The following is an 11715-nucleotide window of genomic DNA, read 5'->3' on the forward strand; positions in this document are numbered from 1 at the left end:
CGCGCGGAGGCCCCATTGCTTGGATGGCCCGCAATTCAATCGCGGCAAATTTGCTGATGATCATTTTGCTCGGTGGCGGCTTATGGTCCGCCGCGGTGATGCAAAAAGAAGTTTTCCCTGAATTCCAGCTCGATGTCGTCGAAGTCTATGTCGGCTATCCCGGGGCGGCTCCGTCAGAAGTCGAGCAGGGAATTTTGCGGCCGATCGAGGAAGCCGTTCGCAGCGTCGAAGGAATTCGCGAAATCAGCAGCGAAGCACGCGAAGGTCGCGGCGAAGTTTTGATCGAGCTGGTCGCAGGCCAGCAGCGGATGAAAGCGTTCCAAGACATTGATCAAGCCATCAGCCGTATCCGCACATTTCCCGATCAGATCGAACAACCCGAAGTTCGCCTTCAGTCACGACAGCGCGAGGTCGTTCAAGTTTCGTTGTACGGACCGATCTACGTGTGGGATCTTCGTAAGTTGGCCGAACAGCTTCGCGACCAGTTGCAATCGCACGAACAAATCACCCAAGTCGAACTTCGCCGGGTGCCCGAGTACGTCACCCATGTCGAAATTCCTCGCCAGCGACTTCGTCAATACGGACTGACACTGCCGGATGTTGCCAATATCATCCGGTCGGCCAGCCGTGACGTCGCAGCTGGATCCGTTCAGACCAGTGCCGGCGAAATCTTGCTGCGCGTCAAAGCACGAAAACAATGGGCCGAAGAGTTTGCCCAAATCGAAATCGTCGCTGGCCGCGAAGGTCCATCCGTCACGCTAGGCGACATCGCCACGCTCCGCGATGGTTTTGAAGACGTCGGTTTTCATTCGCAGTTTAGCCAGACGCCATCGATGAACCTGGATGTCTTTCGCGTCGGATCTCAATCGCCAATCGAAATTGCGGCCGCCGTCCAAGCGACGATGGAAGAATTTGAGAGCGTGATGCCACCGGGTGTCAAATGGAGAATCGACCGCAACAACGCCGAAGAATTTCGCCGACGACTTTATCTCGTTCTCGAAAACGCGGCGATGGCGGTCGGCATTGTCTTGTTGATCCTGGCGTTGTTCTTGGAATTTCGCTTGGCGTTCTGGGTGATGATGGGCATGGCCGTGTCGTTCATCGGCGGTTTGTTGTTTTTGCCCGCCGCCGGTGTCAGCATCAACATGATTTCGTTGTTTGGGTTCCTGGTCGTGCTGGGCATCGTCGTCGACGATGCGGTGGTGGTCGGAGAGAACGTTTATGAAAAACGACAAACCGAGGACGACGACGAAACCGCCGCGATCGAAGGAACCAGCGAAGTTGCCGGGCCGGTCACGTTTAGTATTTTGACCAATATTGTCGCGTTCGTTCCGCTGATGTTTATCCCGGGAGAGACAGGCAAGTTTTGGGCTCCGCTGCCGGTCGTCGTCATCATTGTGCTCAGCCTGTCGCTGATCGAATCCCTGTTCATCCTGCCCGCACACTTGGCTCATGCTCGTGCTGCAGGCAAACGCAAAAGCGGACTACGGGCTCGACTTCACAACGGACAACAACGATTCAGTCAAGCGTTCAATCGCTTCGTCGAAATCACTTTCCGGCCAGTGCTGATTGTCTGTTTACGTTTTCGCTACATCACGGCTTCGGCCGCACTCGGTCTGTTCTTGGTCGTGGCGGGGTACGCAACGAGCGCGCACATGGGCATGATTTTGATGCCAGAAGTTTCCGCCGACGAAATCGAAGCTGGTGTGCGGATGCCGGTGGGAACCACGCCGGATCAGGCCGCTCGCATCGCCAACGCGGTAACCGAAGCGAGCGTCAGGATGTTTGAAGAACACAACCTGCACGAAGTCGCCGAGGGCATTAAGACCAACGTGCGCGGACAGAACTTCATCGATGTCGAAATCGTGATGCGGCCACCCGATGAACGGGACATGACAGCCGACCAGATCATCGAACTCTGGCGTGATTCGATCGGCGATTTGCCGGGAGTTAACCAAGTCACTTTCGAAGCCGAAAGCGGGCCCGGTGGTCATCGCCAAGATATCAGCGTCGATTTAAGCCACAGTGACATCAGTGTTCTGGAAAAAGCCTCGGCGGCGTTCATCGAACGTGTCAAGCTTTTCTCCAACGCCCGCGATGTCAGTGACAGCTACAACAAAGGAAAGTCGCAATACGATTTTCGACTTCGTCCTGAAGGCCGCGCGTTGGGGCTGACCGACGAAGAACTTGGCGATCAGTTGCGAGGCGCCTTTTTTGGTTCGCTGGCACTGCGGTTGCTCCGCGGCACCAACGAGATCGAAGTCCGCGTGAAGTTGCCTGAGGACGAACGCGAAGACATCTATCACTTAGAGGACTTGGTGATCCGCACCCCCAGCGGGACCGAAGTTCCGTTACTGGATGTCGCGGACGTCGAAAAGAACGTCGCGTTCTCGTCCATCGACCGCCGTGACGGACGTCGCGTGATCAATGTTTCGATGGACGTGGAACCCAAGCGAGCCGTGACGCAGGTGATCGAGGTATTGCGAAACGAAGAGTTACCGCGTTTGCGTGAAGACTACCCCGGCATCACATGGAGTTTCGAGGGCAGCGATGCCGAGATGCGCCGGGCGACAGCTTCGCTCTGGGGATCTTTTGGACTGGCTTTGGCAGTGATCTATTCGCTCCTGGCGATCGCCTTTCGCGGATACATCCAGCCGCTGATCGTGTTGGTCGCGATCCCATTTGGAATCGTCGGCGCGGTGCTGGGCCACATGATGCTCGGCTACGATCTGTCCTTGGTCAGTTTGATGGGCGTGATTGCTCTGTCCGGTGTCGTGATCAACGATTCGCTGATTATGATCGACTACGCCAACCGGCGTCGCAGTGAATGTTCGGCGTTCGAGGCAATCTCCCAGGCTGGCATTCGACGATTCAGACCGATCTTGCTGACTACCCTAACGACTTTTGGTGGGCTGATGCCGCTAATTTTTGAAGACTCGCTGCAAGCTCAGTACATTATTCCGATGGCGATTTCTCTTGGCTTTGGCATTCTGTTCGCAACCGGAATCATCTTGGTGCTGGTGCCGTGCTTGTACCTGATTCTGGAAGACATTCGATTGTTGTTTACGAGCAACGATCAGTGAACGTTGTTGGTCGACAACGAGAAACGTCAACATAAGCTCGGGTGCGGGCGACATCTGACTGATGCCCGAGTCCTCTGACTCATTGTGCCGAACCGGGGCTGCTAGTACTGCACTAGGCCCCTCGGACTCTTGGTCCGTTTAGCATACGTCCGATCGCCGTGTATCGGACTCCATAGGCATACGTGACTAGCAACAGCGATGAGATCACGATGGTGACGCCCACGAATTTCACAATTCCTGGCAGTGGTACGTCACGAACCAGCCACTGTGCTAGGATCACCAGGGGCAGGTGGACCAGATACAGCCAGTACGAAGAATCCGACAGATAACGCATCTTCTTGTTTTCGCCCGACAGTAGGCGACGACACAGACCGATCGATCCGAACGTCATTAGCCACACGAAAGTGGCTTGCAGAAAACTTCCGGCCAGCCCGCGAGTGGAATCGCTTTCAATCTGCGGGACAATGCCAAACGCTTCCGAGTTCAAGTCGAGTGCGAGCGGAAAGACGACGACGATTGCCAGTGGCAGACTGACGAACCACCATCGCCCAAGCTGGCCTCGATGGTCGTTCATGTCCCAGTACACCGCACCGAAAAAGAAAAAGATCGCGTAGTACGCCAGCACGTGGGGAATGGGAAACAGACCGATGGAAGAATCCGGTCCGAACCCGCCTGTTTGCATCAACGACTGCGGCAGCATGGTCAGCGGAATCAACCACAACAAGCTAGCGGGCGAACAAACGATCCAACGCGGCAGCTGATTGATCCGCAGCGCTTTGGCCAATAGCGTGTAGGGGACAAACGCGGCGACCAACCAACAGAGGAATGCCAGAAACCAAAGATGCATGAAGACCGGCACCTGGAACAGCAGCGGTTCGAGTGCCTGCAGACCGGATGCCGGGGCAGTGCCCGCATCGGAACCCAGGTAGTCGCTCTCCCCCATCAATTCGGCAATCTCTTTTCGCGCCGCCAACAACGTTTCTTGATCAAGAGGAACGCCCAGTGAACTGGCGATGTAGTTTGTCGTGCCAAAGTCAAATGTCAGCAGGTCTTTTGGAGTCAGCCCGCTTCCGTCATACGCGTTCAGATCGGCTCCGGACTGGATCAACAAACCTGCCAAACGTGGACGCCCCATGAATACCGCAATGTGCAACGGAGAAGCCCTGTCGCGATTCGCTTGATTCACATTGGCTTGTGCATCAACCAGCATTTCCGCAATCTCGGTCTGTCCAATGAACACAGCCGTGCACAGCGGCGAAGAACCCGAATTCGTTTCCCACGCGTCAATATCGACTTCGGGATTCTGAAGCTCACTACGAACGGCTTCGATGTCTCCGGAAACGACGGCGGCAAAGAGCGCGGACTCTTGCGAATCGACCGTGGCTGGTCGAGAAACATACGCGCTGACCACCCACATCGCCGGGACAATTGTTACGCAGCCGATCACTAATGGCAACAAGATCCGACGGATCCGCTGTTTGATCAAGCTTGCCAGCCCACGTTTGCGCCACAGCATCGCGGTGAAGAATCCACTAAGCATGAAAAACAACGGCATGCGAAAGCCGTGAATAAATGCAAACAGAACTTCATACATTTCACTCTGTTGCGAATCTTGCACGGGCCAAGGAAACGGCGCAAACGACAGGGCTGCATGCAGCACGATACCCAACAACATGGCGATCGCTCGAAGTGCGTCCAAGTCGTGTCGACGATCAAACGGTGCCGACGGGCGCGTCGACTGAATCGCCGAATCCGTGTCCGCAGTGGCTTGTTGCTGCGATCGCGAATCGAAGTCAAGGGTCGAAGAATTCATGAGATGCTCGTTGAGAATAGAAAGACGTGCGCAGACCGGTGGGCCAGCAAAGGAGGTGCGGAGGGGCAAAAGTGATCGCGAATGAGCTAGCGAATGCGAGCGTTTTCGATCTCGTCAAGTGCGAGATACGCAGCAGAAATACTTTCTCCGGAGAGTTTCCTTCTCCACAATTCAGATGACGGGCTTTTGGGTTTCACAGCACGCCAGTAGAGCCAGAGTGAGACAACCAATCCGATGATCCCAATGACTAAAGAGACAATCAGCGACTGCGGATAGAGAACAGCATCAAAACCAATCGCAACCGTCACGGGAATCCACATCAGCCACCAAACGATCCCAATGATCACTCCGGATCGCAGATAGCCCGAACGTAGGCTGGCAAGTTTTTCGCGGATCTCGTCGACTGGCTTGGAGTAGTCGATTCGTTTGATCCGCGTGCAGACCAGCGCGGCTTGAGAGATTACGATCACGCCATAAACATGCACGATGACACCACAGACAAGCCGATGGGGAATCTGGATGTTGCGAGCCCAGCACTGTGCGCCCAGGAGAATCAGACTAAGGCCAATAAACAATTGCACCAGCTGGCCGCGGAAAAGTGGCCGTAGAGATCCTTCGACACGATCCATCAACTGGCGACGCGTCAGCAACAACCGTCCTGCCAACTCCTGTTGTTCGACGGATGGCTCTGTCGCCGGATACTCCGCAGTGATCGCTGACGCGGCAGTGGATGAATCGGCGAGCACGTCGGCGCCCAATGTCTTTGCGTAGGCCGGATTTTCAGATGACGCGATCGACTGCACATCCGACTTGATCTGGCTTGCCCGCTGATATCGTCGCTGCGGTTCCTTCTCCAAGGTGCGGAGGACAACGTCATCCAGACGGACATCAATTTGCACTTTCGCAGACGGCGCGGCAAAGCGTCCGATGGGCAGTTCGCCGGTCAGCATTTCGTAAATGACGACTCCCAGCGAATAGATATCGGCACGATGATCGACGTTGTGCATGCCTTCGAGCTGCTCGGGTGCCATGTAACGTGGCGTCCCCATGATTTGATGCGTTCCCGTCAACGATTGCTGCGGGCTTTCGCTGTCCAAGATCCGCGATAGTCCGAAGTCGGCGACCTTTATCGTGCCGTCGACGGACATCAAAATGTTTTCGGGTTTGATGTCACGATGCACGACCCCTTTGTCATGCGCGTATTGCAGCGCGTCACACAAATGCGGAACGATCGCAAGTGCGTGCTGGGGATCCAGCTCACGACTCTTGACGACGTCTCGCAAAGTCGACCCTTCGACGTACTCCATCAGAAAATAATAGGTGTCCGCAACATTACCGAATTCGTAAAGCGCGACGATGTTGGGATGATTTAGCTTCGCCAGCGTACGGGCTTCACGTGTGAACCGAAGGGCAAACTTGACGTCATGTCCGAACTCCTCCGGCAAAATTTTGAGTGCGACGATTCGATCGAGTCCTTCTTGTCGCGCCTTGTACACGGCCCCCATGCCCCCGGCACCGATCAATTCAATGATCTGAAGCGATGGCAATAGTTCGCCCAACCGTTCCACGCTGGGCGGTACAAACGCTCCGGTCGGTTTGCCGCCTTCATCGTAGGCGTCGTGGACAGCTTCGGCATCATCGGGAAATCGCTCCAGGTATTCCCGCTTCGTCGGCGTTTCGCCCCGACGTTGCCGATAGTCGACGTCCAAGACAATCAGCTCCGCCAGCAGCGCAACACGTTCCGTTGCATTGGCGTTTTCATCCAACGAGGATTCGATGGACGGTGCTTCGTTGGACTGCCATTTTTGCTCAAATTCGGTGCACAGATCATCGATCCGTTCCAGAGCTTCGATCGATAGTTTCTTTTGGCGAATGCTCATCGTTTTCAAACAATTCCTGCTGACATTTTTCACGAATCAGGTGCAAACGACGTTCAATCGTCCGCTCTGAGCAGCCAAAACGCTCGGAAAGTTCCGCATTTGAATACCCTTCTAACTTAGCACCCGCTAATTCTGCGAGCTGCCCGACACCCAAATGCGAAAAAACGGCTTCAATGGACTCCTGCATCATTAAAACCATCTCGGGTGACGGTTCGTCGCCGATCGCTTCGATGACGTTGTGATCGCCGACCGCTTGGTTCAAAGAGTGAACCTGAACATTCCCACCGCGCCGCTGCCGCTTATCGTGCCGTCGCTTGTCGACGACTTTGCGGGCTGACATCCGTAGCAACAATCGCCACAAATCGTCTCGATCGGACAAGTCCGGGAACCGCCCATTCTCCGCTGCGTTGTAAAAGCTGTCGAAAACGCTCAGCACGATATCTTCTTCGTCCGAAATGGCCCGATTCTGACCATACAACCGAGCTCGAACAGACCGCACCAGGCGATCGAAGTAGTGCTGCCAGATGCGATTCGCAGCCGCCGAATCACCGCCCTTGACCAAATCGATCCAGTGGCTGACGTTCGTGTTCTTGGACATACGGAGAGATCAAATGATACAAAATGGACGGACTTCAGAGCTCAAGCCCTCAAATCGTACCACTTCTTCCAAGCACACCGGACTCCGATCGCGGGAAACGTTGAGATCCGTCTTGGCTTCGTCAACAAAGGAAACTTTAGCCAGGCTAGTAGGGACGCCAAGGTTCTGTGACGTGTCCTGTGCACTTACCATCCATTGTCACGAAGCACGTCGATGTGATCAGCGCACAAGCCCGTCGCTGGATTACGACGTGATCAGCAATTTGCGGGCGAATCCTCCGTCGGTCGTCGCGGCTTCTTCACACAAAAGACGGATGATTCCGTGCTGGGCTGCGTTGGCCTGCAACGACCAAAACGCGGCTCCTTTGGTGGCGACGTGCAGCTGCCGCTGTTCGTCCATCGCCTGCAAGACCTTGGTACAGCACTGATTTTGATCCTTGACTCCCAGCCACAAAAACAAATCCGTGTCACCAGGCGTCATCACTTCCCAGCCCAATTCGTCCGACAGTTTGCCGATCCCGATGCCGACGTGCTGCAACTCCGCTTGCTCTGATTCGCTAAAACGCAAATCCGCCGAATCGTCGGCCAACTTTTGCTTCAAAAACTGTCGCGTTTCATCGTCACGATCAAGCACCGAAACGACCAGTTTGATCGCGTCGGTTTTTCCAGTCACCAGAAATTCGGCCCAACACAAATCCATTTCGCCAGGCGACTGAATGGATTCCGGCAGATAACTTGCACCGCGAATTTCTTCGGGCGGATTCAGTACCAAATCAATTGCTTGACGCTCCGCGCCGACCGCGTCGCTCTGATGAGTTTGCAACAGGTCACGAGCCGCGGGATAGACTTCGGCAATGCGTACAAACATCAGCATGATCGCCGGGTTCTGAGCGGTCAGAGCATGGCGGACGGCGTACCGCAGCGCGATCAACACCGATTCGGCATCGAACCGCCGATAGATCCCCGATGTGACTTCGGCAAACTGCCTGGCATCGGGATCCGTTTCAGGGCAAGAACTGTCTGAAGCTTGGTTTTCCGTCATATCATTTTACATGCTGTTTTCGGCGTTCAGCGTGAACACTTCAAGCGACGATGAGTGATTCGGCTTGTTCGCGCGGTTGATTGTGTGGCGGTCGATCTTAATGTTCACAACGTTTTCGTTGCAGCCTGGGCAAAATCGAACACGGCCGAAAGAAAGCACCGCCCGAACGAAAGCACCGCCCGAACGAAAGCACCGCCCGAAAGAAAGCACCGGCCGAGGCTCAGCAAGCCACGTGGGCTTCGATTAGAATCCTCGCAGATAGACAAATTCCCCTCTGCCAAGCCGCCTCCCTACCATTCGTTCACGGATTCAACGATGAAACAGTTTCTGCGTCCTGCGCAACTGACGCCTGTGACCTTCGCGTCAGTGCTTCTTTGGTCCGTCCTGATTGTTTCGCAAATTGGGTCCGCGTCGACTTGCTGTGCTGCGGATAAACCAAATTTCATTGTATTCCTGGCAGACGATCTCGGGTGGGGAGATTTAGGCTGCTACGGACACCCAAAGATCAAGACGCCGAATTTGGATAAGTTCGCGTCCGAAGGCGTTCGCTTCACCCAGGCCTACGCTGCTTGTGGTGTGTGCTCGCCGAGCAGATCGTCTGTCTTGACGGGACGCACTCCTTATCGAAATGGAGTTTGGCGTTGGCTACCGGTTGGCAACGAAGCTCATCTGCGCGCAAGCGAAATTACGATTCCCGAATCACTGCGGCCGCTAGGCTATCAGACGATGCACAGCGGCAAGTGGCATCTCAACGGGTACTTCAATCGCCCCGAACAGCCGCAGCCAAACGACCACGGATACGACTGGTGGTTTGCGACTCAAAACAATGCGTCGCCCTCGCACAAGGATCCGATCAACTTCGTTCGCAACGGCAAAGAAGTCGGTCCGCTGACTGGTTTTTCCGCTCCGTTGGTTTCACAGGAAGCGTCGGCTTGGTTAAAAAAGGAACGCGACCCGAGTCAACCCTTTTTCATCACCGTTTGGACTCACGAGCCACATTTGCCGATCGAAAGCGATCCGGAATTTCAGCAGCTTTACAAAGAGATCGAAAACCCCGGCGTGCGCCAGCATCACGGTAACATCACTCAGTTGGATCACGCATTTGGCAACTTGATGACGACCGTTGACGAACTGGGACTGCGAGACAATACGTTCGTGATTTTCACCAGCGACAATGGCCCCGAAGGCTCTGGCAAAGGCAACCTCAAGAACCCACAGTCACAGCAGAATCGTACGTGGGGATCCACCGGAGGGTTGCGAGGTCGGAAACGCGACAGCCACGAAGGCGGAATTCGCGTCCCTGGAATCGTCCGCTGGCCTGGCAGAATCAAGCCGGGCACTCAGAGCGATGTACCGATCATCGGGTCGGACATTTTTACAACTGTCCTGGAGATTGCCGGCGCGCCGTTGCCGACGGATCGCACCATTGATGGTGTTAACTTGATACCAGCGTGCGAACGCATCGATCTAGAACGCCCTGTGCCACTTTTTTGGCGGACTCACATCGCTCCACCGGCCAGTCATGCGGCGATGAGGATTGGCGATTGGAAAATCATTGCCGATCAGCAGCTAACGAAATTTCAGCTGTACCAGATCGCCAAGGATCCGACAGAAGAGAATGATTTGGCCAGCAAGATGCCTGAAAAATTAGCCGAAATGAAAATTCGATTCATGGAAGTCTGGAAAGGCGTCGAAGCGGAAGGCCCCAGAGAATGGTGGGCCAATCAGCCGCAGGGCGGCAAGCGAAAGAAAGGGCCGAAACTGCCCGACGGCACCGATGACACGGGCGAGTTTGACGTGGTCAAGGGAGCAACCGTTTCGGTAAGCGACTTGGGCTATTTGCTGGAAGCGGGAGCTGGCGAGGGCTTTGCGTTGCAGAAGCTAGACGTTCCCATTCAAGAATCCGCCACGTTCAAGATCCAGTACCGAACAGCCGTCAGTAGCGTGACGCGAAACGCCTGTTTTTGCTTCGGATCGACTGCGCAGAATGATCGCCTTTACAAAGCAGGGACGTTGATCGGAATGGGCCGACACGGAGCGTTTGACGGCAGTTGGGCAAACGTCGGGATCGGCGCTGGCAAGAAAAGCGATTTTGATCCCAACGCTTTGTTTACCGCGACAGTGACAATCGATCTTGATCACGGCAAACTAGTCCTGAACGTCGACGGACAACGAATCGAACACCAACTGCCCGGGAATTTGGAAAGCGTCGACTACGTCGGCATCTATGCCAAAAACACGAAGTCAGAGTTTTCCAAGATCACGCGAGTCGAATGATCCCCCCGAACGATCGAACTGTCCATCGCGAAAGCGTGGATTCAATCCTGCGTGGTCGTTTGGATGACGGTCGTTCTGGCGCGGGATTGGACAATCAAGAACCGAGAACCGGATCTAAACGGTTTGCATTTCTTTCGCGGCGTTCACTTGCTGCATCGATTGGCGAATCATCCCATTGGTGTAGAATGACTGCACGTCGGCAACGATCTAACGTGTCGGCACACATGGAATCTGCAACCAGTGAACGGTCGCGACAGAAAGTCGATTTCGCTCGGTTGTAGTTCGTCTGTAACAGCTTCGCACTCTTTTCAACGGCGTCAAGCAATGCGTTTACTACCCGATCTAATCGAAAACAATCGCAAGTGGGCAGAAGGGGTCGAAGAAGTCGATCCTGAGTTCTTCAAGAAACTGGCCGAGGGTCAGGCGCCCGAGTTTCTGTGGATTGGATGCGCAGATAGTCGTGTTCCAGCGAATCAAATCATCGGGCTCATGCCGGGCGAAGTATTCGTGCACCGAAACATTGCCAACGTCGTCATCCACAGCGATTTCAATTGCCAAAGTGTGATTGAATATGCCGTGCGAGTCCTGAAGGTCAAACACATCATCGTCTGCGGGCACTACGGTTGTGGCGGCGTAAAAGCGGCCAGCCAGAATCACCACGTGGGTCTGATCGACAATTGGTTGCGTCACATCCGTGATGTGCGACAGAAACACGAAGCCGTCCTCCGAGTGATCGGCGACGACGCGAGTCGACTGGACCGGCTTTGCGAATTGAATGTCGTCGAACAAGCTCACAACGTTTGTCATTCGACGGTCGTGCAGGAAGCCTGGAGCAATGGACAGTCGCTAGCGGTTCACGGCTGGATTTACAGCGTCAGCGATGGGCTGCTGCGAGACTTGAACGTCACGATCAGCCAACCCACGGAAATCACCGATGCGTATCGCGTTGCGCTCGATCGCAATGTCTAGCGGATGTTGACGAACGCGATCGCGACTTGCGACGCATTCATCGAGCGAACCGCG

Annotated in this window: 7 protein-coding genes; 3 read left to right on the top strand and 4 right to left on the bottom strand. The window is 54.9% G+C overall.

Features of this window, described 5'->3' with window-relative positions:
- The first annotated feature begins 23 nt into the window (after positions 1 to 23).
- Positions 24 to 3083, top strand: coding sequence for an efflux RND transporter permease subunit (locus tag K239x_RS17765; protein WP_145422429.1), 3060 nt, complete (start codon positions 24 to 26; stop codon positions 3081 to 3083).
- A 112-nt stretch (positions 3084 to 3195) separates the two neighbouring features.
- On the opposite strand, the gene K239x_RS17770 is transcribed toward K239x_RS17765, so the two are convergent.
- The 4 genes from K239x_RS17770 to K239x_RS17785 form a co-directional block, all read right to left on the bottom strand.
- The gene (locus tag K239x_RS17770) at positions 3196 to 4896 is read right to left on the bottom strand and encodes an acyltransferase family protein (RefSeq protein WP_145419557.1); all 1701 of its coding nucleotides are present in this window, start codon (positions 4894 to 4896) and stop codon (positions 3196 to 3198) included.
- Between the two features lie 86 nt (positions 4897 to 4982).
- Positions 4983 to 6776 carry a serine/threonine-protein kinase gene (locus tag K239x_RS17775; RefSeq protein WP_419189105.1) on the bottom strand — a complete coding sequence of 598 codons (1794 nt, stop codon included), beginning with the start codon at positions 6774 to 6776 and terminating at the stop codon, positions 4983 to 4985.
- The gene (locus K239x_RS17780; protein ID WP_145419558.1) at positions 6724 to 7374 is read right to left on the bottom strand and encodes an ECF-type sigma factor; all 651 of its coding nucleotides are present in this window, start codon (positions 7372 to 7374) and stop codon (positions 6724 to 6726) included. The genes K239x_RS17775 and K239x_RS17780 overlap by 53 nt, the downstream gene beginning before the upstream one ends.
- A gap of 243 nt (positions 7375 to 7617) precedes the next feature.
- Positions 7618 to 8415 (bottom strand): hypothetical protein, encoded by a 798-nt coding sequence (locus K239x_RS17785; protein WP_419189106.1) that lies wholly within the window; start codon positions 8413 to 8415, stop codon positions 7618 to 7620.
- A 315-nt stretch (positions 8416 to 8730) separates the two neighbouring features.
- Here K239x_RS17785 and K239x_RS17790 point away from each other — a divergent pair, with 315 nt between their 5' ends.
- Both K239x_RS17790 and can read left to right on the top strand, forming a co-directional pair.
- The gene (locus K239x_RS17790; protein WP_145419559.1) at positions 8731 to 10692 is read left to right on the top strand and encodes a sulfatase-like hydrolase/transferase; all 1962 of its coding nucleotides are present in this window, start codon (positions 8731 to 8733) and stop codon (positions 10690 to 10692) included.
- Between the two features lie 324 nt (positions 10693 to 11016).
- Positions 11017 to 11661, top strand: a complete 645-nt coding sequence (can, locus tag K239x_RS17795; RefSeq protein ID WP_145419560.1) for a carbonate dehydratase — start codon at positions 11017 to 11019, stop codon at positions 11659 to 11661.
- Positions 11662 to 11715: the final 54 nt, after the last annotated feature.

The sequence above is a fragment of the Stieleria marina genome, from assembly GCA_007741555.1.
Classification (GTDB): Bacteria; Planctomycetota; Planctomycetia; order Pirellulales; family Pirellulaceae; genus K23-9.

Bases quoted from the DNA above. Each gene is read 5' to 3' on its own strand.
- K239x_RS17765 (WP_145422429.1), top strand. From the start codon at position 24: ATGGCCCGCAATTCAATCGCGGCAAATTTGCTGATGATCATTTTGCTC.
- K239x_RS17770 (WP_145419557.1), bottom strand. From the start codon at position 4,896: ATGAATTCTTCGACCCTTGACTTCGATTCGCGATCGCAGCAACAAGCC.
- K239x_RS17775 (WP_419189105.1), bottom strand. From the start codon at position 6,776: ATGAGCATTCGCCAAAAGAAACTATCGATCGAAGCTCTGGAACGGATC.
- K239x_RS17780 (WP_145419558.1), bottom strand. From the start codon at position 7,374: ATGTCCAAGAACACGAACGTCAGCCACTGGATCGATTTGGTCAAGGGC.
- K239x_RS17785 (WP_419189106.1), bottom strand. From the start codon at position 8,415: ATGACGGAAAACCAAGCTTCAGACAGTTCTTGCCCTGAAACGGATCCC.
- K239x_RS17790 (WP_145419559.1), top strand. From the start codon at position 8,731: ATGAAACAGTTTCTGCGTCCTGCGCAACTGACGCCTGTGACCTTCGCG.
- can (WP_145419560.1), top strand. From the start codon at position 11,017: ATGCGTTTACTACCCGATCTAATCGAAAACAATCGCAAGTGGGCAGAA.